Source organism: Sphingobium sp. 22B, assembly GCF_001580035.1.
Classification (GTDB): domain Bacteria; phylum Pseudomonadota; class Alphaproteobacteria; order Sphingomonadales; family Sphingomonadaceae; genus Sphingobium; species Sphingobium fuliginis.
Window position 1 is genome coordinate 212,046 of the sequence record NZ_LTAB01000002.1, and the last position, 25,022, is coordinate 237,067.

Annotated in this window: 25 protein-coding genes; 7 read left to right on the top strand and 18 right to left on the bottom strand. The window is 62.9% G+C overall.

The annotated features are described in order from the left end of the window. Nucleotides 1-3: 3 nt before the first annotated feature. From A0J57_RS03895 to A0J57_RS03935, 9 genes are all read right to left on the bottom strand, one after another. Nucleotides 4-417 (bottom strand): nuclear transport factor 2 family protein, encoded by a 414-nt coding sequence (locus A0J57_RS03895; protein ID WP_061933956.1) that lies wholly within the window; start codon nt 415-417, stop codon nt 4-6. Between the two features lie 27 nt (nt 418-444). After that, nucleotides 445-741, bottom strand: coding sequence for an antibiotic biosynthesis monooxygenase (locus A0J57_RS03900; RefSeq protein WP_061933957.1), 297 nt, complete (start codon nt 739-741; stop codon nt 445-447). Nucleotides 742-795: 54 nt separating this feature from the next. Next, nucleotides 796-2,940, bottom strand: a complete 2,145-nt coding sequence (locus A0J57_RS03905; protein ID WP_082718570.1) for a TonB-dependent receptor — start codon at nt 2,938-2,940, stop codon at nt 796-798. Nucleotides 2,941-3,066: 126 nt separating this feature from the next. Beyond that, nucleotides 3,067-3,495 carry a nuclear transport factor 2 family protein gene (locus A0J57_RS03910; RefSeq protein ID WP_061933959.1) on the bottom strand — a complete coding sequence of 143 codons (429 nt, stop codon included), beginning with the start codon at nt 3,493-3,495 and terminating at the stop codon, nt 3,067-3,069. A 44-nt stretch (nt 3,496-3,539) separates the two neighbouring features. Continuing rightward, entirely contained in the window at nt 3,540-3,950 is a 411-nt protein-coding gene (locus A0J57_RS03915; RefSeq protein ID WP_061933960.1) for a DUF4286 family protein, read from the bottom strand. A 139-nt stretch (nt 3,951-4,089) separates the two neighbouring features. Beyond that, nucleotides 4,090-5,103: a zinc-binding dehydrogenase gene (locus tag A0J57_RS03920; RefSeq protein WP_061933962.1), complete on the bottom strand. Its 1,014-nt coding sequence runs from the start codon at nt 5,101-5,103 to the stop codon at nt 4,090-4,092. Further along, the gene (locus A0J57_RS03925; RefSeq protein WP_061933964.1) at nt 5,100-6,212 is read right to left on the bottom strand and encodes a hypothetical protein; all 1,113 of its coding nucleotides are present in this window, start codon (nt 6,210-6,212) and stop codon (nt 5,100-5,102) included. The genes A0J57_RS03920 and A0J57_RS03925 overlap by 4 nt, the downstream gene beginning before the upstream one ends. A gap of 56 nt (nt 6,213-6,268) precedes the next feature. Next, nucleotides 6,269-7,732, bottom strand: a complete 1,464-nt coding sequence (locus A0J57_RS03930; protein WP_061933966.1) for a phosphotransferase family protein — start codon at nt 7,730-7,732, stop codon at nt 6,269-6,271. Nucleotides 7,733-7,825: 93 nt separating this feature from the next. After that, nucleotides 7,826-8,617 carry a 2-oxo acid dehydrogenase subunit E2 gene (locus A0J57_RS03935; protein WP_061933969.1) on the bottom strand — a complete coding sequence of 264 codons (792 nt, stop codon included), beginning with the start codon at nt 8,615-8,617 and terminating at the stop codon, nt 7,826-7,828. A 608-nt stretch (nt 8,618-9,225) separates the two neighbouring features. Here A0J57_RS03935 and A0J57_RS03940 point away from each other — a divergent pair. The 3 genes from A0J57_RS03940 (at nt 9,226) to A0J57_RS03950 (ending at nt 12,314) form a co-directional block, all read left to right on the top strand. After that, the gene (locus A0J57_RS03940; protein WP_061933970.1) at nt 9,226-10,212 is read left to right on the top strand and encodes a thiamine pyrophosphate-dependent dehydrogenase E1 component subunit alpha; all 987 of its coding nucleotides are present in this window, start codon (nt 9,226-9,228) and stop codon (nt 10,210-10,212) included. 5 nt (nt 10,213-10,217) lie between these two features. Further along, entirely contained in the window at nt 10,218-11,219 is a 1,002-nt protein-coding gene (locus tag A0J57_RS03945) for an alpha-ketoacid dehydrogenase subunit beta (protein ID WP_061933972.1), read from the top strand. Between the two features lie 72 nt (nt 11,220-11,291). Beyond that, on the top strand, nt 11,292-12,314 hold the full coding sequence (locus tag A0J57_RS03950) for a zinc-dependent alcohol dehydrogenase family protein (protein WP_064232601.1): 1,023 nt from the start codon (nt 11,292-11,294) through the stop codon (nt 12,312-12,314). Nucleotides 12,315-12,390: 76 nt separating this feature from the next. On the opposite strand, the gene A0J57_RS03955 is transcribed toward A0J57_RS03950, so the two are convergent. The 3 genes from A0J57_RS03955 to A0J57_RS03965 form a co-directional block, all read right to left on the bottom strand. Next, nucleotides 12,391-12,873: a nuclear transport factor 2 family protein gene (locus tag A0J57_RS03955; protein WP_061933976.1), complete on the bottom strand. Its 483-nt coding sequence runs from the start codon at nt 12,871-12,873 to the stop codon at nt 12,391-12,393. 25 nt (nt 12,874-12,898) lie between these two features. Further along, nucleotides 12,899-15,121, bottom strand: a complete 2,223-nt coding sequence (locus A0J57_RS03960) for a TonB-dependent receptor (protein ID WP_158298500.1) — start codon at nt 15,119-15,121, stop codon at nt 12,899-12,901. Nucleotides 15,122-15,435: 314 nt separating this feature from the next. After that, a complete protein-coding gene (locus tag A0J57_RS03965; protein WP_061933980.1) occupies nt 15,436-15,774 on the bottom strand; it encodes an EthD family reductase in 339 nt (112 codons plus the stop codon). Nucleotides 15,775-15,937: 163 nt separating this feature from the next. Between A0J57_RS03965 and A0J57_RS03970 the strand changes: the two genes are divergently transcribed. After that, nucleotides 15,938-17,305: an aromatic ring-hydroxylating dioxygenase subunit alpha gene (locus A0J57_RS03970; protein WP_061933982.1), complete on the top strand. Its 1,368-nt coding sequence runs from the start codon at nt 15,938-15,940 to the stop codon at nt 17,303-17,305. 177 nt (nt 17,306-17,482) lie between these two features. On the opposite strand, the gene A0J57_RS03975 is transcribed toward A0J57_RS03970, so the two are convergent. Continuing rightward, nucleotides 17,483-17,875, bottom strand: a complete 393-nt coding sequence (locus A0J57_RS03975; protein ID WP_061933984.1) for a helix-turn-helix domain-containing protein — start codon at nt 17,873-17,875, stop codon at nt 17,483-17,485. 107 nt (nt 17,876-17,982) lie between these two features. Here A0J57_RS03975 and A0J57_RS03980 point away from each other — a divergent pair, with 107 nt between their 5' ends. Beyond that, nucleotides 17,983-18,747, top strand: a complete 765-nt coding sequence (locus A0J57_RS03980; protein WP_328587031.1) for an NAD(P)-binding domain-containing protein — start codon at nt 17,983-17,985, stop codon at nt 18,745-18,747. A 54-nt stretch (nt 18,748-18,801) separates the two neighbouring features. On the opposite strand, the gene A0J57_RS03985 is transcribed toward A0J57_RS03980, so the two are convergent. Together A0J57_RS03985 and A0J57_RS03990 are read right to left on the bottom strand one after the other, a co-directional pair. Then, nucleotides 18,802-19,992 (bottom strand): acyl-CoA dehydrogenase family protein, encoded by a 1,191-nt coding sequence (locus A0J57_RS03985; RefSeq protein WP_061933988.1) that lies wholly within the window; start codon nt 19,990-19,992, stop codon nt 18,802-18,804. Then, nucleotides 19,992-21,119, bottom strand: coding sequence for an acyl-CoA dehydrogenase family protein (locus A0J57_RS03990; protein ID WP_268873865.1), 1,128 nt, complete (start codon nt 21,117-21,119; stop codon nt 19,992-19,994). The genes A0J57_RS03985 and A0J57_RS03990 overlap by 1 nt, the downstream gene beginning before the upstream one ends. Nucleotides 21,120-21,334: 215 nt before the next feature. On the opposite strand from A0J57_RS03990, the gene A0J57_RS03995 reads away from it, so the two are divergent. Together A0J57_RS03995 and A0J57_RS04000 are read left to right on the top strand one after the other, a co-directional pair. After that, nucleotides 21,335-22,183 carry an enoyl-CoA hydratase/isomerase family protein gene (locus A0J57_RS03995; protein WP_061933992.1) on the top strand — a complete coding sequence of 283 codons (849 nt, stop codon included), beginning with the start codon at nt 21,335-21,337 and terminating at the stop codon, nt 22,181-22,183. Nucleotides 22,184-22,457: 274 nt separating this feature from the next. Then, nucleotides 22,458-23,195: a TetR/AcrR family transcriptional regulator gene (locus tag A0J57_RS04000; RefSeq protein WP_061933994.1), complete on the top strand. Its 738-nt coding sequence runs from the start codon at nt 22,458-22,460 to the stop codon at nt 23,193-23,195. Between the two features lie 27 nt (nt 23,196-23,222). Here the strand turns inward: A0J57_RS04000 and A0J57_RS04005 are convergent, their stop codons facing one another. The 3 genes from A0J57_RS04005 to A0J57_RS04015 are packed head-to-tail and all read right to left on the bottom strand — an operon-like array spanning nt 23,223 to nt 25,016. Further along, complete coding sequence (locus A0J57_RS04005) at nt 23,223-23,645, bottom strand: SRPBCC family protein (RefSeq protein ID WP_061933995.1); 423 nt, start codon at nt 23,643-23,645, stop codon at nt 23,223-23,225. A 31-nt stretch (nt 23,646-23,676) separates the two neighbouring features. After that, the gene (gene meaB / locus A0J57_RS04010) at nt 23,677-24,615 is read right to left on the bottom strand and encodes a methylmalonyl Co-A mutase-associated GTPase MeaB (protein WP_061933997.1); all 939 of its coding nucleotides are present in this window, start codon (nt 24,613-24,615) and stop codon (nt 23,677-23,679) included. Then, nucleotides 24,612-25,016: a cobalamin B12-binding domain-containing protein gene (locus A0J57_RS04015; protein ID WP_061933999.1), complete on the bottom strand. Its 405-nt coding sequence runs from the start codon at nt 25,014-25,016 to the stop codon at nt 24,612-24,614. Before A0J57_RS04015 ends, meaB begins: the two co-directional genes overlap by 4 nt. Nucleotides 25,017-25,022 lie beyond the last annotated feature (6 nt).

Below are 25,022 nucleotides of genomic sequence, written 5' to 3' on the forward strand. Positions count from 1 at the left end.
TTCTTACCAGAAGGCGTTGCCGTAGCGCTTCACCAGATACCATCTGCCGTCCACCTTCCGGACCGTATCAGTATATTGGCCATAGCCTTCGAGCAGCGCCTTGCCGTCCTTCATATTGCCCATGGCCACGAAGGAGATCACGGTGGCCTCATCGGGCCTGGCCGGATCGGGGATCACTTCCGGGGTCGACACGATATGCCGCATCGGCGTGCCGGGGCCGCAGATGCCGGCTTCCTGCATCTCCCGCGCCCGCCGCATGATGCCCTGCCGCCCGACATAGGGTTCCAGCCCTTCGAGATGCCAGACGCCGTCCTCGACATATTCCGCGGCAAGCTGCTCCAGCGTTTCCCACTGGTCGGTGACGCGCGCGACGCGGGCGATGAGGTTGCGAATGGCGAGTTCGTCTGCGACTTCCATCGGATATTCTCCTTTGCGCTGGTCCGGTCAGGGACGTTCGATGCGGACGACATGGTCCGCCACGGGCATCCCGTCGAACAGAGGCACGACAAGCTCCATGGCACGGGCCCCTTCCGGCGATTGCGGGAATTCGACAAGATGGGCTTCGACCGACGCCCAGTTCATCATCATATAATATATGCCGGGCGTATCGATCGATTTTTCAAGGGCGCAGCCCCTATATCCCTTGAGCGCCGAAGTGATCTCGCACGCCTCGTAGAAGACTCGCTCGAACTCTTCTTCCTTGCCCGGCAATATCTTGACGCGGGAAATCTCCAAGATCATCGGATGCTCCATCGTTGCGGGCGGATCGCCAGAGGCGGCCCACCCTATATTATCCTAGAATTTCACAGTGCCGGTCACGCCATAGGTGCGCGGGTCGGCGCGGATCGTGAGATTGCCGAAACCGCCCGGCGAACCCTGTTGCAGATAATATTCGTTCGTAAGGTTCGCACCCCAGAGCCTGAGGCCATAGCGCTCATCGGGTGAAGTCCAACCCAGCGCCGCGGAGAGCAGATAATAGTTCTTCTGCGGGAAGTTCTTGTCCGGTCCGAAATAATAGCCGTCATTATAGTAGAGCGAGGATGACAGGGCAAAGCGGCCCGCCTTGGTCGGAACGACATATTCGAAACCGATATTGCCCGCGAAGGGCGGCGCGGCGACCGTGTCGTTGCCCGTGGCGTCCTGCGTCGCCGGATGCGGAGTAAGCGGCGACGGAGTGAAGAGCGGCGCATCGGGATAGCGGTCATATTGTCCGTCGAGTATCGAAAAGCCGGCCGTGATCGTCAGATTTTCGATCGGTATCGCCTGGATTTCAGCTTCGATCCCCTTGATCGTGGCGCGGGCCGCGTTGGTGGAGAAGGAGGTGCCGTTTCGAATGACCTGAAGCTGTATATCCTTATATTTGTAGAGGAAGGCAGCCGCGTTCAGGCGGAGCCTGCGGTCGAACAGCTCGCTTTTCAGCCCGACCTCATAGGCGTCCAATATTTCCGGCCTGAACGAAGGCGCCGTCGGCGTCAACAGGTTGAAGCCGCCGCTCTTCACGCCCCGATTGTAGGAAATATAGCCATGGACGTCGCGCGCCACTTCATAATCGAGCGCCATGCGCCATGTCAGCTTGTCGAAACTCTGCTCTTGCGGGCCGACCGGCACAATGCCGAATATGGTGCGCGTGTCCCCGAAGAAGCGCTGCTTCTCGCTCGTATAGCGCAATCCGCCGGTGGCCTTCAGCCCCTTGACCAGTTCCACGGTCGCCTGGCCGAACCCGGCATAGGATTTGCTCGACTGGCCATTGTTGAAGTCGATATAGGGAACGCCGCTCAATTCTATCGCCAGTCCCGACAGGCGGCCGGAAACGTAACGAGCCTTGTTGTCATAATAGAAGGCGCCGACGATCCATTGCACGGGTGAAGCCGAGGGCGAACTGATCTGGAATTCCTGCGTCCAGTTGCGTTGCCTGTTCGGCAGGTCGGCGCGGATGAAATCCAGCGGCGTCCCGTCGGAATCGAAGGCGCTGTGCGTATGCGTCTCGCGATAGGCGGTGATGCTGGTGAACAGGACGGACCCCGCATCATATTCCAGCCGCAGCGAACCGCCATATTGCTTGAGGTCGCCCGTCGGCACGACATTGGTGCGCGTGTCGAAGCTACCGGTGGTCAGTTCGCCATCGATGCCGAGCACGCCCTTGGGCAGCACGAAATCGGGGTGCATGGCCGAACTTTTCGCATAATCGCCCGACAGGCGGACGGTCAGGGCATCGGTCGGCTCCCAGATCAGCTTGGAACGGATGCCGAAATTCTTCGACTTGCGCGTTTCCCTGTCCAGGATCAGGTTGCGGCCGAAGCCATCGCCCTGGTGCCGCCATGTCACGGCCACATCGGCCGCCAGCGTCGAACCGATCGGCCCGGTGACATAGCCATTGGCGCTGAACGTGTCGTAATTGGCATAGCCGGCGCTGAACTCCCCGCCGGGCGTATGAGAGGGGTCCCTGGTGACGATCTGGATCACGCCGCCCGTGGCGTTCCGCCCGAACAGCGTGCCCTGCGGGCCTTTCAACACCTCGACCCGCTGGATATTGTTGAACTGGTTGAGCGCGGCGTTCGGGGAGGCGATGTAGACCCCGTCGATGTAGAGCGCGACCGATTGTTCGATATTGGGATTGCCGTCATTGGTGCCGACACCGCGCAAATAGACCGCCGAAGCGACGCCCGTGGTCTGGAATTGCAGGCCCGGCACGCTCGCGTTCAGTCCCACCAGCGAGTCGACGCCCTGCCGCGCCAGTGCATCCGAAGTGACCGCCGATACGGCGATCGGCACATCCTGCAACCGTTCCGCGCGGCGCTGGGCCGTGACGACAATGTCCTCCAGCTGCCCTGCCGATGCCTGATCGGCCGGCGTGCCGCCGGACTGCGCCCAGGCCGGGATCGACGGAACGGCACAGATCGCCGCCATGGAGCAGCGATATAGGAAAGACCTGCCTGTCATCTTCACCTCCCCATCCTGCCCCGGCCATTGTCGATATTGCCGACGGGATTTTCCCTATCCATTCTTTTCCTGCCCTTTATCGAGCCGCTTCGTCCCCCTTTCGATGATCCGATTGCATGTCCCGGGTCATGCTGCGTCCGGTTCCGTCAAGACTTCGACGGGGAAGGTCTTGCGGAGCACCCGTCTGGCGATCTTCCACTTTCCGTCGACCTTGCGATATACATCTTCATATTTGACCTGATAGCGCGCGTTCATGCCGTTCTTCATGAGCGCCTGCGTCAGGGCGAAGGCGGTCCCGGTCGCCACCCCATCCTTGACATCATGGATGATGTGGGTGGCCATCAGATGAACGGCATATTCCGTTTCGCGCACGATCTTCTTGCCATATTCGGCAATGGCGGCGCGCCCGTCATGAAGGCCCAAGCCGAATTCGCGTTCATCGAAAAATGCATCATCCGTAAAAAGATCGACCCATTCATCGATATGGAAGTTGTCGACATGATAGGCGTAGAGATGGTTGAGTTGCTGCAAATCCAGACGATCTTGATCAATCATCGCATATCTCCCCGGAACGGCCGATTGTCCCGATACAAACCCCGTCAGGCGGACGCGCGGGTTCCGCTGTGCCGATAATCAGGGTCTTCGACGATGTCGTCGGAGACCGGAAGCAGGAACGTGCCCATCGTCCGCGAATCGTCGAAGGCGGTGTTGACCGAAATGCCGCTGGCGCCCAGTTCGTGCAGCCGTTCGGCCACGCGCTCCAGATCCTCCTCGGTACGGGCGCGGATCTTGTACACGGCGGTATATTCATGGCTGGGCTGCGCCAGCACGCCGGGCGCCAGTCGCGCCCGCGCCACCTTGTAGCGGCGGCAGGAGGCAATTTCCTCGACCGTCAATATGTCCGGAACATGAACCTCGGTATACCAGCGATTGAAAGCATCATGGTCGGTGCCGGGATGCGTCGTCGCCGTCAGAATTAGAAGAGCCGATACTTCTTCCGCCTCGCTCATGATCCGTCTCCTGCTTTTTTCTGGTCGATCCGCCCGGAGGCAGCTTCAGCCATCCAGCATATAGATCGCATCCATATAGTCAACTAGCGATATAATTCTTCCCCGTCGCCGGGGCTGAACCGCGGCAACGGTCCCGACGCTAAGGACGGTGAAGATGGACATGGGTTTTCAACGCCTGGCTGCTGCCGCTCCGCATCGCCTCCAGCACGGCGGGAACCTCGTCCAGCCCGACCCTCCGATCCACCAGGCTGCGCGGCTCAACGCCGCCCGCGTCGAACGCGTCGGCCGTGGCCTGAAACTCTTCGAGCGAATAAGCGGAGGTGAAACGGATCACGGCCTCCTTCATCGTGGCCGCCGCCGGCACGAAGCTGGCGCTGCCGCCGCATATGCCGATGAAGACGATGGTGCCGCCCGGCCGGACAAGGTCGATCGCAGCGGACACCATCTCCGGCGCGCCGGTGCATTCGAACACGATGTCGGGCGCGCCTTGCAGCGCCTCGGCAACGGCGCCCGGCTCCGACGGCATCGGCACCAGGCTGGTCGCCCCCATGGTGCTGGCGAGATCGCGGCGGCGGGCGGACCGCGCAAGGGCGGCGACGCGGGACGCTCCCTGCCGGCGCGACCAGTAGATCGCGCCCGCGCCCATGGCGCCGACACCGATGACGGCAATGCGGGAGGTCGCGTCCACCCCGCCCATTCTGACGCCGCGCAGGGCGGAAGCCATGGGCTCGATCAGCGCGCCGTCCGTTTCCGACAGGGTGGACGGCAGTTTGACCGACCAGCGTTCATCCGCCAGCGTAAATTCGCCAAGGCCACCCATCATCATCCGGAAGCCCCTCTCGCAATCGAGCGGGCGTCCGGCAATGCAGGGGCGGCAGGCGCCGCAGCCGGCCTGCGGCATTACGGCCAGGCGATCGCCAATCCTCAGCCGTTCCACATCCGGTCCCAGCGAAACGACCTCGCCGCAAAATTCATGCCCCAGCGCTGATCCCAGGGGGTAGTTCCAGCCCACGCCCGAGGTCATGGAAACATCCGTGCCGCAGATGCCGCAGCGGCTGACCCGCACCACCGCCTCGTGCGGACCGGGCACCGGTTCCGGCACCTCCTCGATCGCGAGCGGCTGGCCCGCGCCCTTGAAGATCGCGGCCTTCATAAGCCGAGCAGGCGGAAGACGTCATGATCCAACAGCGCATTGGCCGCCCGCACGGCATTGCGCGTGTTGACGGCCTCCGGTTGCCATTTGCTGCTGTTGTTCAGCCAGATCAACAGCGAATAGACGATGGTGCAGCGATAGGCATACCACGCCTCCTCGAAACTGGGCGCAACGGCGCCATGCGCCTTGAGCCCGGCGATATAGCGGGCCAGCAGGGGCCTTTCCCAATTGCGCCTGTCGCCGGTGTCCAGCACGGAGACCAGAAAATAGGAAAAGCTGATCGGCCATGCCTCGACCCGCGCGCACCAGTCGAGGAAACCGGGCGTCCCATCGGCTTCGAGATAGAGGTTGCCGAGATGCTCGTCGCCATGGATCACAGTGCGCGCCATGCCGCGATGCACGGCATGCATGCGCTTCATGGCCGCCGCCATCCGGCTTGCGTCGCGCAGCATGCGGGGCAATGCCTCGCCACGCGGCAGGGTGACGAAATTGTCCCAATATTCCGGCTTCACCAATTGTTCGATATAGCTTTCGTGGATCTTGAGCGTTCGCTGGACGAGCGGAGACCCGGGACCGAAGCGGCCGCCGGGTTCAAGCTCCGCGCTGCCGAGCCATGGCGCATGCGTGCGGGCCAGGCTGTCTATGAAGGCGGCAGCCTCGTCATATTCCAGTTGCGCGCGCTCCTTGAGCGACACCGCCCCGGCGGCATGGATGTCCTTCAGGATCGCCACGCCCTCGCAGCGCTCCTGATCGAAGCGCATGGCGTAGCAATCCGGGGTGTTGACCGCGATGAAGGGAACCACCTCCTCATAGCTCAGCAGTTCCAGCTCATTGCCCACGTCCAGACCCGATTTCGGAGCGTCCGGATCGGCCTTGAAGCTGCCCTTGACGAAGACGCTCTGCGGAACGCCGTCAAATGGGGGCGCGCCATGGTCGAGGTACACCACCGCCTTGTTCGGCTTGTGCCCGACGAACCCCTCGACCCTGACCGCCTTCACCCCGATCCCCGGAAAGCGCGCAGCGAGGCCCCGGTTGATCCAGTCGGGCGTGATGTCCGACAATGATCGGGGAATGGGCAAATCTGGCGAAATGGCGTCGGTCGCTGGCATAAAAGGTCCATTCTCAATCTGCCGCCGGCAATGCGCGCCTGGCTGCCGCGGCGGTTTCAGTCCAGCCGTTCGGGTCCATCCATGATCAGCCGCGTCGCCGCTTCGACGAAGCGCGGCAGGTAGAAGAAACCGACATGGGCGATGTTCAGATTGTCGAGCCTGCCCGTCGCAAAGCAGTTGGTCGCGAGCGCCGCGGCCAATGCGTTGCGGCAATATCCCCAGACCCGGAAATAGTGCAGCCGGGCGGGATCGAACTCTATTCCCGAAGTCGACCGGTAATCGTCCAGGAAGCGGCGCCAGTCGAGATGGGGACCGGCCGTGTTCCTGACATAGGCGACATCCTCGGCCGGGTCCCCGATATGCGCGAATTCCCAATCCAGCACGACGCTGAGCGCGTCGCCGTCGAACAGGATGTTCTGAAGCCCGACATCGCCATGCAACAGAGCCGGCGCACCATCGGGAGAGGGCACATTGTCCAGCAGCCAGCCCTCCAATGCGCCGAGGCCGGGCACCGCAAGTTCCTGCTCCCTGCGGTACAGGGCGAAGAAGCCGCGGATATAATCGCGCGTCACCTCGCCAATGGGCATGGACCACAGGTCCGAACGGATGGATGGCGTCAGGTCGCCCAACTGGTGCATCGGCGGCAATCGGTGCAGCCTGCCGATCCCCTGGGCCAGTGCCGTGAACGCCCCTTCGGGCAGCTTGCCCGACGATCCGAAAACATCCCCGATCACCCTGCCCCTGGCGCGCTTCATGACGAAGAAGCTGCCCGGAATCGCCGTACTCGCGGTTTCGATCCACAGCGCGTCCGGGGCAGGGAAGCCGGCCTTGAACACTTCGCGGACGACCGGATATTCGGCCTCCACATTATGGCAGTCATTCTCCAGCGTGGGACGGGCCCGGTCCCGCCGCAGCACGAAATCGCCGTCCAGCCCGTTGCCACGCGCGGAAAAGAGCACGGTTTCCTTGCCGAACCCGCCGGAAACGCGCTGCACGCCGGTGAGTTCGAGGGTGGGATCTTCCAGCCGCTCGACCAGATATTGCCGCAGCTTTTCGGCCGTGACGCCGTCGTCGCCCGCATCATTGCCATCCGCAGCGCTGCCGGCCAGGCCGTTCAGGCGCGCCGCGTCCCATTGCGCCACCCTTATGGCTGCTCCCTTCTGTGCGGGCGACAGCCGCCGGTCGGCCATGAAACGGCTCAACAGCGCCTCGAGTTCGGCAAGGAGAGTAGTATCGAGAAAGCCGGCGTCCTGAAGGCGGGCGGCGAAAGCCTGCAACGCGGCGTGCAGATCCGGGGCAACCGCCGGCAACGCGGCATCACCGCTCAAGGGCTTCAGCGCATGGCTAAGGTCGCGGACCTCCGCCAGGTCGCCGGCACGCCCGCGCCGCGCCTGCGCCTCGATCATGGCGATCGCCGCAAGCGCGGCTTCCTCGTCCGAGGCATAGCCGATCTGCGCACCGAATTTCCGGGTGAGAAATTCCTTGAGGCCATGTGCCAACTGAGCGGTGGGCACCTGCATCAGGCAAGACTCCCTCTGCGCGAAGCCAATGTGGGCATCCGCATATTCATACCTCTATTCCCGACCGCAAGGGACCGAAATCCTCCATGCTGATCAAATGCCATCCGACGGTTCATGCCGGGTTCCCTGGGCCGCCAGTCGGTCGGGCTGGCCCAGCAGATCGGCCACGAAACGGACGAAGCGGGCCGCATCGGCGCCATTGATGACGCGATGATCGTAGCTGAAGGACAGGGGCAGCATCCTGCGCCACTCAATGCCTCCCTCTTCGGTCGGGAACGGAACGGGACGGGCCTGCGTCACGCCCAGGATCGAGACGTCCGGCGCATTGATGATCGGGGTGAAACTGGTCCCGCCGATATGCCCAAGGGAACTCAGGGTAATGCAACTGCCCGACATCTCCGACAGGCTCAGCCCCTTGCTCCTGGCCTTTTCCGACAAGGCGCGCAGCTCGGCCGCAATCTCCTTCAGGCCCTTTTTGTCGACGTCGCGGATGACCGGGACGACCAGCCCACGCGGCGTGTCGACGGCAATGCCGACATGGCGATAATGTTTTTCGACGATCTGCTGGTTCACCGGATCGAGCGAGACGCAAAAGGCGGGAAAAGCCTCCAGCGCAAGCGCCAGAGCCTTTGCAAGGAAGACCACCGGCGTCAGCCTGCTTTCGGGATTGGCGTCGTTCCATTCCGCCCGCCAGGCTTCCAGGACGGTGATGTCCGCTTCGTCATTATGGGTGACATGCGGGATGGTGACCCAGTTCCGACCGAGAAAATTCGCCGTCAGCATTTGCATGCGATCGGCTTTCCTGACGCTGATCTCTCCGAATTCGGCAAAGTCCGCGACAGGGAGCGGCGCCAGGGCGGACAGGAAAGTAGGAACGTCGGTCATGATGTTTTTTCAATCCTCATCCTGATGCGCCTTTGCGGGTCTCTGGATGCCGTGGCCGCGATCAATTCGCGCATCCGCCGGGCTGAAATTTCATATAGTGCGTATATATATAATACGCAATATTGCTTTTTACGGGGAAGAGGGCGGCTGAATATGGAAGTTCGCAGCACGCCTACTGGATATGACAATCACCTCTGACCGCGGCGATACAATCACGCCCTAAGCGATTGATAATATTGCCGCTGAGGCCCGGACCCGATGGACCCCGCCCACAACCCATTGGTCGGCCCATGGCCAGATCCTCCTTCCCGTCCCCTTCCTTCCCCGTTGACAACCTCCGGCAAAGTTGAAAGAGTAAGCTAGCGAACAATCAAGCAAAGAGGAATTGGCGGGGGAAGGAGCGGGAGGCACTTTGGCAGGCAAGCCGGCTGCGACCACGGCCGGGATTCCGGCCCCGACGCCGGGCGCGGAACTCCCCGGAGAAGCGCAGCGGCTTGTCCGGCGGGCCATGCCCGGAAGCCATTGAGCGCCTCCCCTCCATCGCGGCAACGAAAAGCTGATCGCCATCACGTCGGCCGCATGCGCAGCCGGTCAACAGGAGAGAGACTTTGGAAGCAAATTTTCCGACGCCCGATGGAGCAACGCTCCTGGAAATCTACCGCAAGGCGACGCTGATACGCCAGAATGACGATCGCGCGCACAAGGTCATCCGGTCCGGCCGTCTGGTCATGCCCTTCTACAGCACCAAGGGACAGGAGATCATACCGTCCGCCGTTTCGGTGAACCTGCGGCCCGACGACTATCTCTGCACCATCTATCGCGGCCTGCACGACTCGCTGGCCAAGGGATTGTCGCTCAAGAAGCTGTGGGCCGAACTGGGCGGCCGCGCCACCGGATCGTGCAAGGGCAAGGGCGGTCCCATGCACATCACCGATCCCTCCGCCGGGATCATGGTCACGACGGGGATCGTCGGCAGCACCATGCCCATCGCCAACGGCCTGGGCTGGGCTTCCAGGCTGGCGGGCAACGGCCGAGTCACCATCGCCAATTTCGGCGACGGCGCATCCAATATCGGCGCCTTCCACGAATCGCTCAATCTGGCCTCGGTCTGGAAACTGCCGGTGATCTTCATATGCCAGAACAACCGTTATGCCGAACATACGGCCTATGCCACCTGCACCGCCGTGGAGAAGGTGTCGACCCGCGCGCTGGGCTATACCATGCCCGGATATACGGTGGACGGGAACGACCCGGACGAGATGTACGGAACAGCGCGCATCGCCATCGAACGGGCGCGTGCCGGCGAAGGCCCGACCCTGATCGAGGCGATCACCTATCGCCATAACGGCCATGTCTATGGCGATGACGGCTCCTATCGCGACCGTGAAGAACTTGCCGCGGCCATCGCCGCGGACCCGGTGCCCAGGCTCAGGGCGCGGCTGATAGCCGAAGGCATCGCCTCGGAGGATCAACTGAGCGCAATCGAGGAAGGATTCGAGCGCGAACTGGACGAGGCGGTGGATGCCGCGCTCGCCGCGCCCTTCCCTGCGCTCGACGAACTGAAGCGCGACATCTTCGCAAATGAGATCGGGTGAAAGAAATGGCTGACGTAGAAAAGATGACGATGTTCCAGGCCATCGGCGTCGCCCTGGACGATGCCATGGCGGCCGATGACACCGTGCTCTGCCTGGGCGAAGACCTGGCGGACGGGGAAGGCGGCGGCGTCATGGGCGTGACGCGCGGGCTGTCCGCCAAATATGGGGATGAACGGGTCCGCTCCACGCCCATCGCCGAACAGGCCATCATCGGCGCGGCGATCGGCGCGGCGCTGGGCGGTTACAAGCCCGTGGCGGAGATCATGCTGATGAACTTCATCACCATCGGCATGGATATGCTCGTCAATCATGCGGCCAAGCTGCGCTTCATGTCCGGCGGCCAGACCAATGTGCCCATCGTCGTGCGCACGATGACGGGTTCGGGCCTGTCGCTGGGCGGACAGCACAGCGACTATCTGGAGGCGTGGTTCGCCCATGTCGGCGGCATCAAGGTGGTGGCGCCATCCAATCCGGCGGACGCCTACGGGCTGATGCTGTCCGCCATAGACGATCCGGACCCGGTGCTTTTCATCGAGAATATCCCCATCGGAACGGCGCGCGGCGAGCTTCGCGACAGACATGTGCGCATTCCCATCGGCAAGGCCCGCGTGGCGCGCGAAGGAACCGATCTGACGATCGTCACCCATTCGCGCATGGTGGTCGAATCGCTGGCCGCCGCCGCCGCACTGGAAAAGGACGGCATCATGGTGGAGGTGATCGACCTGCGCACCATATCGCCATGGGACCGGGACGCCGTGCTGTCCTCCGTCGCGAAGACCAGGCGCGCGCTCGTCGTGCAGGAGGCCGCACGCGAATTCGGCATCAATGGCGAGATCGCCTCCGTCATCACGGAGGAGTTTTTCAGGGATCTCAGGGCGCCAGTAGGACGTCTGGGCGGGGAGATGTGCGCGGTGCCCTTCTCCAAGCCTCTCGAGACCGCCTTCGCCCCCTCCGCCGCGGGCATAGAGGAATCGGTTCGTTCATTGATCGCCAGATCGGCGCAGTGACGACGACTTGGGGCGGACGCCCGTGGAGCCGCGTTCGTCCCAAGCATGAATTGCCGCATGAGGAAGCGGAAGATGCCGAAGGTCATCAGCTTTCACCGAACCGGTGGGCCCGAAGTCCTCAGCTATGCGGAAACGGCCTTTGGCGAACCGGGGCCGGGCGAACTGCGCATCCGGGTCGCGGCGATCGGACTGAACCGGGCGGAGTTGCTGTACCGCGCCGGCCGGATGGGGCAGCCGGCGGGCTTCCCCGCCACGCTTGGTTCGGAAGGCGCGGGAACGGTCGAGGCGGTGGGGCAAGATGTCGAGGGCTTTACCCCCGGGGATCGGATCGCAACCATTCCGGGCTTTTCCACCCTGCCCGGCTTCTCGACCGAGCCGACGGCCCATGCCTGCGCTGTCTATGGCGAAAAGGCGTTCGTCCCGGCCGCCATGGCCGTGAAAATCCCCGACGGCATGTCCTTTGTCGAGGCGTCCTCGATCTGGATGCAATATGCCACGGCCTATAGCGGGCTGGTCGATGCGGCTTCGCTGCGCGCTGGACAGTTCGCGCTCATCACGGCTGCGTCGGCATCCACCGGCATTGCCGCGATCCAGATCGCCAAGCTGCTTGGCGCAACACCCATCGCCGCGACGCGAAGCCGGGCGAAGGCCGAGGTCCTGGGCCAGCAAGGCGCCGCCCATGTGATCGTAACGGGCGAAAGCGACCTTGCCGGGCAAGTACGGCGCATCACGGGCGATGCGGGAGCGAACGCGATCTTCGATCCCGTGGCGGGCGCCGGCGTGGCGCAGCTTGTGGAGGCAGCCGCTCATGGCGGCCATATCATCCTCTACGGCATCATGGACGATCGGCCGACGACCATAGACGTGGCCCAGGCCATGGCCAAGGCGCTTCATCTGCACTTCCCCTCGCAATTCACGGTCAGCCTGGACCCGGAAAAGCGGGAACGGATGAAGCGGCTGGTCCTTGGCGGATTGGCGACCGGCGTCCTCAAGCCCGTGATAGACCGCGTCTTCCCCTTCGACCAAATGATCGAGGCGCACCGCTATCTGGAAGGCCAGGCGCATGTGGGCAAAGTCGTCGTCGCCGTCGAATAGCCGAATCATCCTGCGGATAATCGAGATCAGCTGCCATTCGTTCGGGCTGAATGACCTGAATTCAATGCAGGCTATGCTAGACCGCACGTTCCTGCGCGCGGGCATGGTATCCGACGTCGTTGAGATATTCGGCGACGATGTTCTTCTCCATGAAATGCCAGACGCCGTCCATCTTCTCGAACCTGTCTTCATAGCGTCCGGCAAGCACGATCTGATAGGCTTGCCCCGGCGGGCGCTGATAGACGGTGTAATATGATATTCCGCTGCCCTTGTTGCCGTCCAGATGGATCGAATGATTGCTGATCACATGGCGCGTCAGCGGATCGCCGCGATGTTCGGGCAGAACCAGCCGGCCCGCTGCGTCATAGGTCGAAACCTCCCGGCGGTAGAATTGCTCCACCTCCTTCGCTCCCGTGAACCATGGCCCCTGCACGCCCAGCCATGTCACGCACATCCGACCATGGCGCAAAAGTTCGCCGAGGCCGGCGAAATCCCCGGCGTCGAGCAGATAGCTATATTCATAGGATAGCTGGCGTATCCGTTCGTAATCGTCGCTCATGCCTGATCCTCTCCATTTGCGGTTTTCAGAAGCGGTAGCCGGCGGTGACGCCGAAGGTGCGCGGCAGGCCGGCGAAGCGGTCCAGATTGTCGGCGCTATAGGCCACGGACTGCCAGTAGTCTTCATCGGTGAAGTTGCGGGCGAACAGACCGATGCGCCAGCCCGCCCCGGCTTCGACACCGATCCGGGCATCCAGCACGGCCCGCGCGGGAATGCGCGTCACCGCACTTTCGCCCAGGTCCGCGAAGGTTCTGCTGCTGAACGTTCCGCCAATGCCCAGATAGCCGGAGAGGCCCGAAGAGAGTGGCGCGCGATATTCGGCATCGAACGTTCCACTCCAGGGCGGAGCGAAATTGAACTCCCTGCGACCGAAGTCCACCACCTGTCCCAGGCTGTTGAAGCCGCGATATGCCCGCACTTCCGTCTGCACATAGGTGACGCCGCCCCGAAGCGTGAGGCCTTCGAACGGCCGGACGACGATTTCGGCATCGAAGCCATAATCTTCCGACCGAGGAATGTTGATCAGGGTCGAAACGGAACCGATGGCCGGAACGGGAACATAGGTGTAGAACTGCTTGTCCTTATAGTCATAATAGAAGATGGACAGGTTCATCTGCAGTTTCCTGTCGAACAGGCTGAATTTCCCGCCCAGTTCGTAGGAGGTCAACTCTTCCTGCTTGAGGTCCCTGACCTGCGAAGCGAGCAGGACGCCCGTCAATGGATAGGTGCCCGATTTATATCCCCGGCTGACCAGACCATAGACCAGCGTATCGTCGTCCGGCTTGATATTGATGCCCAGCCGCCATGACAGATTGTCCTCATTCTGCGCATGCGCGGTCGTGGTCGGCAGATAATCCGCATTGGGGCCGATGTCGTTCACGACCAGACAGCGGGCGGAAAAATAGGCATTCTCGACACCCGGCCGGCTCATGCCCGCTATCGTCCCCTGCACGGCAGCCATGAGAACATTGCCTTCCAGGCATCCGTCGACGGTCTGCCGGCTATCGGTGTAGCGAATGCCCGCCGTAAGCGCGACATTCCGGCTCAGATCGACATCCACATTGCCGAAGACGCCCGCGGCGCGATTGCTGAGATCGAACTTCCAGTCCGGCCGAGTCCCGGCAGGCAGGCTTGAAAAGCCGTATTCCGCGGTCACATGGTCGAATATGTCGTCATATTGATAATTGGCGCCGACGATGTAGCGGACGCCTGCATCCGGCATCTCGCCCGACAACCGCACTTCCTGGAAGATGGTTTCGATCGTGCCGCCCGTCGTGCCGCGCGCCAGGACCAGCACCGTTCCGTCATAATCGCGCGGCTGATAGACCTTCGTGTTCACATAGCTGGTCAGCGACGTCAGCGTCATATGGTCGTTCAGTTCGAAATCCGCCCGCAGCGCGGCATTGAACTGGCGATTGCGCTGGTGGAAGTCATAATCGCTGTCGACATCCGCGTCCCGGTTGCCGCGCGGCAGAGGATAACCGATCAGGCCGGGCGCCGCAGCCGCCGGAATGATCGGTGCGACCAGATGAAGCTGCGCCTGCTGCGATTCGCCATGGTCGTAATTCGCGCCGATATGAAGGGCGAACTTCACCCGCTCGCCGGGCGTCCAGTCGAGCAGGAGCCTGCCGCTGGCGCGGTTCTGATCCCCTATCTCACGCGTGCCGAGATAATAGCCGCGTTGCCAGGCGCCGCCCTGCGTCGTCGTTGCAGCGACCCTCGCGCGCAGACTGTCCGACAGAGGGCCGCTGACGAATCCCTCCACCATCACCTGGCCGAAATGATTGACCTCGCCGCTGAAGCCGGCGCTCAGCCTCTCCGTCGGTTTCGCCGCTATGAGGTTGATCGACCCGCCCGTGGCGTTCTGGCCGTATAAGGTGCCTTGCGGCCCCTTCAATATCTCCACCCGCTCGAGATCGAACATCATGCCCGCGGTCATCGGCGCATAGGGGAGCGCCGCCTCGTCCACATAGACGCTGACCGCCGGGGGAGTCGCGATCTGGGCAGCGTTGAAGTTGACGCCCCGCATGGAAAAGACGGGGAATCCGGCATAGGTGGTGCCGGTGGTCAGGCCCGGTGCGATCTTGGGCAGGTCGACCACTTCGGTGACGCCCGCGCTCTGCAATTGCTCGCCGGTCGCCGCGACGATGGTGATGCCCACGTCGCTCAGCCGCTCCGCACGCCGCTGCGCGGTGACGATGATGTCGGAATAGCCCGATGGCGTTCCCGTAGCGGTCGTTTGCGCCACGGCCGGGACGGCCAGAGCCAAAAGGGAGCAACAACCTGATAGGGCAGTAACATGCATGACATTCCCCTCCTTGGTTCGGGCGGCGCATTTCCAGCCGCTTCCGATCGTCCTGCTTCCTGTCTTCGTTCGGGCTTGGCTTTCGGCGATGGCGCGAGCGGGCCGCTCCGACAGGGCGTCGTCACGATGAACGAAAACGCTCCAGCCCCTGGAGGCCGCATTTGCCGAGCCGTCGATCCTCAAGGGTCAACGGGACAATGCTCCCGCCCAGCCGCATTCGGGCACTGACGGAAGCGTGCAAAGATCCGGCGAGGCGCTCAATCGAGCATTTCCCTCGTTTCCCCGACACCGAAAATGATCAACGAAACCCCTGTCCTGCCAAAGGTCGTCATGTCATGCTTGCCTTCGTCGGAAGCGAAGGCATCCTCCGCGGACTGCTTGTCGTCGAACCAGAGAAAGGCCAATCCGTCATGGCTCGGTTCCCCGCCGAACTTGCCTGTCACCGGGTCGAAGGAATCCGTGGGCGGATGCACCGTATAACGACGAAGGCCGGGCAATTTCCTGGCGATTTCAGCATGATCGTTCAACCACCAGTCCCGGAATTGACCGGCCGTCCAGTGATCGGGGCGCTTCATGATGCCGACGATAGCGTACATTCGGGCTTCTCCTCCCCTGTGCAGGATAAAATCGCGCGGTCGGCCTTGGCGACTCGAATTCATTCGCTAGCGGACATATTGCTATTTGATTGTACGAAAGCTATCAATATCGCAACGCCGGATGGACAAGCCGGCAACAGCGCGAGAGGCGGTGAGAGGTATCATGAACAAGCCATTTGATTTTCGGAAGGGATTCTCCGTCGACAAGGACGCCAAATATGGCGAGAAGCATCCCTATATCGACAACGGCACTGCCCTCATCGATCCGAAGCGTTATTACGACCCGCAGGAGGCGGAGCGCGAATGGGACAAGATGTGGACCAAGACATGGCTGATGGCCGGCCTTGCATCGGACTGCCCCAATGTCGGTGACGTCTTCAAATTCGATGTCGGCCGCGCGTCGATCATAGTCGTCAGGACGCGGCCCGAAGAACTGAAGGCCTTTCACAATTTCTGCGCCCACCGCGCCAATACGCTGGTCACCACCGACTTCGGCACCGTGGGCAAATGCTTCCACTGTTCCTTCCACGGCTGGGAATATGATCTTGACGGCAATCTCGTCAAAATCCGCGATGAAGAGATTTTCCGGCCCGATGTGATCGCCCACCGGCCGGGCCTGGAGGAAGTGAAGATCGGGCTATGGGGCAATTTCGTGTTCATCAACATGGACCCCGATGCGGAACCGCTGATGGATTTTCTGGGCGATATTCCCAAGCATCTGGAACCCTATAATCTGGAGCGGTTCAGGCCCTATCGGGACGAGGAACTTACCTGGGACGCCAATTGGAAAACGGCGGCCGAGGCGTTCCTGGAATTCTACCATGGCGACGACGTGCATCCCGAAGTGCTTGGCAATAGCGAGACCTATCGGATGCAATATGACCTGTTCCCCAACGGCCATGGCCGCATGATCATTCCGGTCGGCCTGCCGCGCGAATTCAACGACGGCGACAAGGTTCCGCCCGAAACGCAACAGATGCTGGGCCTGTGGGACGGCAAGCCGGAGGATTATCCGGAACTCGACCTTTCCAGCGGCGATTTCAAGAAGGCGCTCGTCGACACCAAGCGGCGCTGGGCGGCGAAATATGGGCTTGATTTCAGTGGGCTGAGCGATGGCCAGGTCACCGACGACTGGAACTATTCCTTCTTCCCGAACATGACCTTCAACACATTTGCCGACGTTCTCCAGATCCAGCGCTGGCTGCCCGACGCCACCAATCCGGAACGAAGCCGCTACGTCACCATGACGCTGGCGCCGCCGGTGGACGATCCCGACTATCGGATCTTCGACATCAACAATTTCGGTCCCGACGCCCATGGCCCGATGAACTTCGACGGCAAGGTGCGCCCTCCGCGCGAACGACATGAGGATACGGCGGATTTCGGCTATGTCCTCAATCAGGACATCCGGCTGGTGCCCGAAGTTCAGAAGGGTATCAAATCCCCCGGTTTTAAGGGCGCGCTGCTGGGCGAGGCCGAGGTCCGCATCCGCCACTATCTGGTGGAGATCGACCGCTATCTGGAGAGATAGGGCTTCGAGCAAGGTGTCGGCGCGCGATATTCCGAAGAGTGCGCCAAGGAAGACGGCTGCTGGAAATTCAGGTCCCGTCCGGTCAGGATCATGACCCTATGGGAGGTCGTTCCCAACAGACCGCACCGGACATGGCCCGCCATCTCCGACCGGGAGGGCGGGCCACGTTCATCGCTCTCAGGCCTGTTCCATCAGGCGGTGTTCATCCACGCGCCTGCCGGCGCCTTGCGGTCCGGCCTCCGCCCAATCCTTCAGCGCCGATATGGCGGGCGCGAGCGCGCGTCCGAAGTCGGTCAGTGAATATTCGACCCTGGGCGGCACCTGCGGGAACAGCGTGCGCAGCACGAGGCCATCCTTCTCCAGTTCCTTGAGCTGCTGGATCAGCATCTTCTGCGTGATGCCTTCAATCGCCCGCTCCAGTTCCGAAAATCTGAGGGTGTCGGACGTGAACAGCTGGCAGAGGATCGTAAGCTTCCATTTGCCTTCCAGCCGCCGCAACGCATCCACTGTGGAGGCGATGCAGGCGGCCCGCATGGCCGGATCGGTACAGATGGGCGGGGCGTCAGCCATGTCACTATCCTTTTGGTGGGTTACTGTGTTTTTTGTTCGTTCTTGCGATTAGCACGCTTTCTTACCATCCTTGAAGAAACTATTCGCCTGCGCACTGGCGTTGGATCATCACCAAGGAGCAAAAAATGAAAATCGGTATCATCGGCGCTGGACAGATCGGATCGACCCTGGCGCGCAAGTTCAGCGCGGCCGGGCATGCGGTGAAGCTGGCCAATTCGCGCGGCCCGGAAACGCTGGCGGAGCTTGCGTCGCAGATCGGGGTCGCCGCCGCAAGCGCCAGGGACGCGGTCAGGGATGTCGATGTCGTCATCATATCCGTGCCCTTGAAGAGCGTTCCCGAACTGCCCAGGGATCTGTTCGACGGCGTCCCCGATGACGTGGTGGTCATCGACACCGGCAACTATTATCCGATCCGCGACGGCCGCATCGATGCCATCGAAGACGACCTTCAGGAAAGCCTCTGGGTTTCGCGGCAGATCGGCCGCCCGGTGACGAAGGCGTTCAACAGCATATTCTGGACCAGCCTCGCCAATGAAGGGAAGCCGGCGGGTTCGCCCGGTCGTATCGCCCTGCCCGTTGCGGGCGACGACGCGCGGGCGAAGGCGGTTGCCCTGGAACTGGTGGACGTGGCCGGTTTCGACGGCATCGATGCCGGGACCATCGATGAATCCTGGCGCCAGCAGCCCGGCACGCCGACCTATTGCACCGACTATGATGCAGAGGGCGTGCGGAAGGCGCTGCGCACCGCCGTCAGGGCGCTCGCACCGGTAAAGCGGGATGAATCCTTCGAGAAATTCGCCCAGCTCTCCGGCGATTTCGAACCGAAGATGCTGATCGACATCCTCCGGTCGATCAGCAAGGCCGGCAATTGAAATGAGGGAATAGCGACGGTCCGGAGCGGTGAGACCGCTCCGGCCCTTCCTCCATCAGGCTGCAAGCACCGTCTTCGCGATGATGTTCCGCTGAATTTCATTGGACCCGCCGAAAATCGACCAGCAGCGGGAATAGAGATATTGATGCGCCATGGCGCTCGCGGCTTGCGCCGGCGATTCCTTCTCTCCGACCGGCCTGTGCAGGTCTTCGGGATCGTGAATGGCCGCATAGGGCCCTTCCAGGGCGAGCGCCAGTTCGGCCAGGTCCTGCAGGACTTCCGTCCCCTTGACCTTGAGCATGGACGCATCCGCGCCCTGCGGCCGTCCCTTCGCCCACCCCTCCACGAAATAGCGTTCCATCGCGCACAAGGTCTGCGCCTGAACGGAAATGTCCGTCAGCCGGGCCGCCAGCCGCGCCTTGACCCCTGCCGGCACCTGCGCATCGGCCTGCACGGCGTCGTTCATCCCGCGCAGCCGTTCCAGCAGGCGCAGCTTGTTGCCGGAATCCGCGATCGAGACACGCTCATGGGCAAGGAGGAATTTGGCGATGTCCCAGCCCCGCCCTTCCACGCCCACCAGATTCTCCACTGGCACCCGGACGTCGTCGAAGAAGGTCTGGTTGGTGTGATGCTGTCCGTCGATGGTGACGATCGGCCGCACGGACAGGCCGGGGCTGCGCATGTCGATGAGCAGGAAGCTGATCCCCTCCTGCTTGCGGCCCGACGCATCGGTGCGCACCAGGCAGTGCATCATGTCGGCCCAATGGGCTTCGGTCGTCCACATCTTGGACCCGTTAACGACATAATGATTGCCGTCGCGAACCGCCGTGGTCTTGAGCGAGGCGAGGTCCGACCCGGCGCCCGGTTCGGAATAGCCCTGACACCACCAGCAGTCGGAGGAGATTATGCCGGGCAGCCATTGCGCCTTTTGCGCGTCGGTGCCGAAGCGGTTGAGCACCGGGCCGATCATGTTGACGCCATAGGGAATGATCATCGGCGCGCCGGCCAGCGCCGTTTCCTGCAAGAAGGCGAGATGCGTCGCCGCGTCCCAGCCAAGGCCGCCCCATTCCTTCTTCCAATGCCCCAGCAGCCAGCCCTTCGCGTCCAGTATCTTCTGCCAGCGGACATAATCCTGCTTGTCCAGTTCCTTGTACTGCGCAACCTTGTGGCGGATGTCGCCCGGCAGGGCGTCACGCACGAACGTCCTCACTTCCTTCCGGAAAGCGTCCAGCGCCGAATGATCCATTAGCCATTTCCTTCGAGTGTGGAGAGGCGCGCGGCCCGCGCCTCGCATGTTCCGATCTGGGCCCGAATGGCGGCAAGCCGGCGGGCATGGTGGCTGACGATGGTCTCGTCGCTGACGCCCATGCCGCCGAACAGCTGCACCGCGCCGTGGCCGACGGTGCGCCCCGCCGCGTCGCAGGCCAGCGACGCGGCCAGCACGCACCGGCTGCGTTCGGCCATATCCTGCCCGGAACCCAGCACGGCGATGGCATGGGCGGCCATCGCGGCAGCCTCTTCGCCTGCAATGGCCATGTCGGCGGCCTTGTGCTGGAGCGCCTGGAAATTGGCGAGTTTGGTATCGAATTGCTCGCGAACGTTGAGATAGGCGAAGGTTTCGCGATTGGCCGCCGCGGCGATGGCCGCCGTTTCCACGGCAAGACCGGCCAGACCCCATAGCAGCGCATCGTTTATGGCGTCCAATGCGTCGCCAACGAAGGCGAGGCGCGCTTCGGGACCGAGCCGCACGGAATGCAGGATCACGTCGGCCGCGCCAGCCGCATCGATGGCGCGCGTCGACGCCAGTTCCAGGCCTTCGGCAGCCGAGGGAAGCACGAAAAGCGCCGTCTCATCCCCCAGCCTTGCGCTCAGGAGCAAATGGCTGGCGACGTCGGCATGGCGAACGGCCGGCTTCACGCCCGACAGGACATAGCCGCCCGCACCATCCGGCTCGGCCGCAAGAATGGGGGCCGCGAAGGCGTCGAACCCCTCTGCATGGGCGAGGATGGCAATGGCGTCGCCGCTGGCGATGCCAGCCAGCAAGGCGGCGGCCTGCTCTCCTTCCGCCGCCTGCAACAACCGGGCGGCCACGACGGCGCAGGCCAGCACGGGCTCGACCAGCAGTCCCTCGGCCAGGGCCGCCTGGACGACGGCCATGTCGGCCGGCGTTCCCCCAAAACCCCCATGAGCCTCCGGCAACAGGGCCGCGACCGTGCCCAGTTCCAGCAGATGGGCCCAGAGCGCCAGCCGGTCCGGGGCAGGCCCGTGCAGGCGCCGCGCCCTGTCCTCCAGACCGCTTTCCGCAGTCACGAAGCGGACAAGCGTCTCCTGCATCATCCGATGCTCATCAGTCGTCCCGAAAAAAACAGACACTGCCCACCTCTCCCACTGAAATCCGATCTGGCGTTGTCACGAGCGGCGGCGCCTTCCGACATGAGAACCGGCAGATGATACGCCCGACGCTGCGTCATGGCTGAAGAGAAGGAGCATGCTGCCGCCCCGAATCTTGCGCTTGCGACTCGCCTTGGCTCCTGTATTAGTCTAAACATACTAATTGCGACAAGCGGGTGAGATTGCCACCCGGACAGATGAGGTACGAAGCCTTGCCCGACCCGACCGCCACCAAAGACGCGCCGCAGCCCGAAGCGCACATCCTGATCGACGAAGATGGGCCGATCCTTCGCGTCACGTTGAACAGACCCAGTAAATATAATGCGCTCGATCATGAGATGTGGGCCGGATTGGGCGAGGCGACCGCCCGTTTCCGCGACCGGGACGACCTGCGCGTCATGCTCGTCACGGCGCGCGGCAAATATTTCTGCGCGGGGATCGACCTCAACGGCGCGCTCGCGCCCGACCCGCAGATCGCCAGTCCATCCGCCTTCCGTCGCTGGTATCGCCAGGGGGTGGGAAGCCTTCATCCGCTGGGCGACGAGTGGGAGGCGATCGAAAAGCCGATCGTGGTCGCGCATCAGGGGCCATGTCTGGGCGGCGCGCTGGAATTGTCCCTTTGCGCCGATTTCCGCTTTGCGTCCACCGATGCCCGCTATGGATTGCCGGAGATCGCCCTGGGGGCCATTCCGGGATCGGGCGGCACCAGCCGGCTCACCCGCCTGGCCGGCCCGCACTGGGCGCGCTGGCTCGTTCTCGCCAATCGCCAGATCGACGCGGAACGGGCCCTGTCCATCGGGCTGGTTCATGAGGTGCACCCCACCGACGCGCTGGCGGCGGCGGTCGATTCCTTTTGCGCGGAACTGGTGGCCATCCCTCCGGAGGCCTTCGCCGCGGGCAAGCTCGCGATCGAATTGACCAAGGATCTGGAGCGCGGCCAGGCTCGCAATGTCGAACGCCTGACGGCAAGCTCGCTTATCCTGGGCGAGGAGTTTCACAGCATGATGAACGCCATGAAGGAAAGGCTGTCCCGCCCCAAGGGCTGAGGCGCCCGGCAATCGGCGCCTGCTGCGGGGATGAGGACGCGCGCGCATGACGAGCCCCCTTTTGAAAAGCAGGAGGTTGCCGCTATTGGGGAATGTCGCCCCCCGTTTTTCGGGGCGATGCCGGAGCATCGTTCGGAAAAGCCTGTCGAAGGGCGGGAGCCGGTTTTCCAGATCGAACGATGCGACGACAAAATTTGGAGCGCGCGACCTGCGTCCGGTTCAATGCAGCGCACTCCAGCGATGACGACCATATGCAACTATTCGATTGGGGCCGATGGAAGCGAAGGAAGAAAGCAGCACATCCGAACGGATATTGTCGATGGCGCTCACCCTGTTCAACATGGAGGGGGTGGAGCGGGTCGCCGTGCACAGGATTGCCACGGAACTGGGGATAAGCCCCGGAAATCTGACCTATCACTTCGCCAAGCGCAAGGACATCATCGGCAAGCTGGTGGACCGGCTGGAGCAGCAGTTGCTGGGCACATGGGATCGTCCGGAACTGGCGACGGAGGCGGAGGAGATGGCCCGATCCCTCATCGACCTGTTCGGGATCATGTGGGACTTCCGATTCTTCTTCAGTTCCATCAGCTTCCTGTTCGAGGACGATCAGGATCTCCGCGAACGCTATGTCCGGCTGGAAGACCGGATATTCCTGGCCCGCGTGGCGATCATCGAAGCCGCCATCGAAGCGGGCTACATGCGCAGGATCGTCGCGCCATCCAGTCCTGAACTGCTGGCGGGCAATATGTGGGACGTATCGATCGCAACACTGGCGTTCGATCGCATCCGCCATGGTTCGCGCTCATCGCGAAAGGCCGACGCGCTGCTCAAATGCTTCATGCGGCATGTCAGCCTGATCCAGCCCTATTCGGACAATCTGTTCCTGCAGGAGCTCGTCGCGATCGCGGAGAAGAAGATCGCCGCCTATGAGTCCGCCGAGCCGCCCGCCCCCCGCCGGCGGCAGGGCGCTAAAGCGGCAAGGGCGCGGAAGCAGGAACGCGCCGGAAAGTGACGCCTTCCCGCTTCCTGGCCGCGACGGTCAGGAAACCGATTGCAAGGCCGCCCGCAAATGCCCCACCCGCGTGGGGTAATAGGCTTCCAGCCCGGCATTGATCTGATCGGCCATGGGATGGCCGGCCTGCTGGCCCGATTCCCAGTACAGGCGCGCATGGGTCGCATCCACTGCGCTGAGCGACATCGAACCGCTGACCCCGATGACCGGCGGACGGCTGGCGTCGATGACGGAGTAGCCGAGGACGTGATTCTCATTGTCCAGCCGGTCGAGGCGCTCGACCACCCACCAGTCGGCAAAGGCAATCCTGCGGGTCGCGCCCACACCGGTTCCTTCGGTCGTGACGTCCACGACGTCGGGATGCCAGCGTCCCAGATGCGCAAAGTCGGAAATAATCGCCCACACATCCTCGACGGACGCATCGAGGTCCGCGGTGATCGATACGGTCATGGCTCTTCTCCTTTTCGAACTGGCCTGTTCTTCAATTCCATCCGACCAATGCTCTTGCCACCTCATGCGGGTCCGATCGACGGCCGATGAGATCGTCGATCCTTTCCGCCAGTTCCCCATTATCGGCCTGGAAACGCCTGGAAAGGATTGCCTGGGCGAGCGCCCATATGCGGGCCTGCAACTGGCGACGGCGGCGGCGTGCCGCATCTTCGGGATGCCGGCTGCGCGTCAGGAAAAAGGCATCCAGATGGTCGATCACCGCCTCGACTCCCTGCCCCTTGCTCGCCTCCGTCGGGATGACGGGCAACGCCCATCCCTCGGCGGTTTCGCGGCGGTGGGCAGCCATTTCGCGCAGGTCGCCGATCATCCGCGCCGCGCCGGGCGCATCCGACTTGTTGACCAGGATGAGGTCGGCAATCTCCAGGACGCCCGCCTTCACCGCCTGCACGCCGTCGCCCCCCTGCGGCACCTGGAGCAGGACCACGGCATCGGCGTGGACGAGTATCTCTATCTCGCCCTGTCCCACGCCCACCGTTTCGATGAGGATGATGTCGAACCGCATCGCATCCAATATGGTCAGCGCATCGCCGGTCGCATGGGCCAGGCCCCCGGGCGCGCCCTTCGACGCCATGGAACGGATGAAGACGCCCTCATCCGTCGCATGCTGCGACATGCGGACGCGGTCTCCCAGCACGGCCCCTCCCGACAGGGGGCTCGACGGGTCGACCGCCAGGATCGCGACACGCTCGCCCCTCTGCCGCCACAAGGTGACGAGGGCGTCGATCAGCGTGCTCTTGCCGGCGCCCGGCGGCCCGGTGAAGCCGACGATCCGCGCATGACCGCCTGCGCGGTACAGTTGGCGCAGCTGGTCCTCAATTCCGGCGTCGCCGGCTTCCACCAGGGAGATCAACCTTGCCGCGGCGCGACGTTCGCCGCGCAGGACCGCAGCGGCAAGATCCTGCGGGTTCATGCGCTGGTCCGGCCCCTGCCCTGTACGAAGTCGATGATCTCCGGCATGGTCGTGCCCGGCCCGAATATCCCCTTCACGCCGATGGCCTTCAGTTCGGCATGGTCGTCCGGATGGATGAGGCCCCCCACCATGACCGGGACGTCGCCTGCGCCCCGCCGCCTCATCTCCTCGATCAACAGCCTCGTATATTGGATATAGGCGGCGGAGGAGAAGCTCAGCCCCACTATGTCGGCGTCTTCGTCAAGCGCCGCCTGCGCCATGCCGGCGACGCTGTTATGCTCCCCGATATAGATCACCTCTATCTCGGCATCGCGCAGGAACTGGGCGATGGTCCGGATTCCCTTGGAATGCACATCGGTGCCCAGCATGCCGAGCAGACAGCGAACCGTGGACGTCGTCATATGATT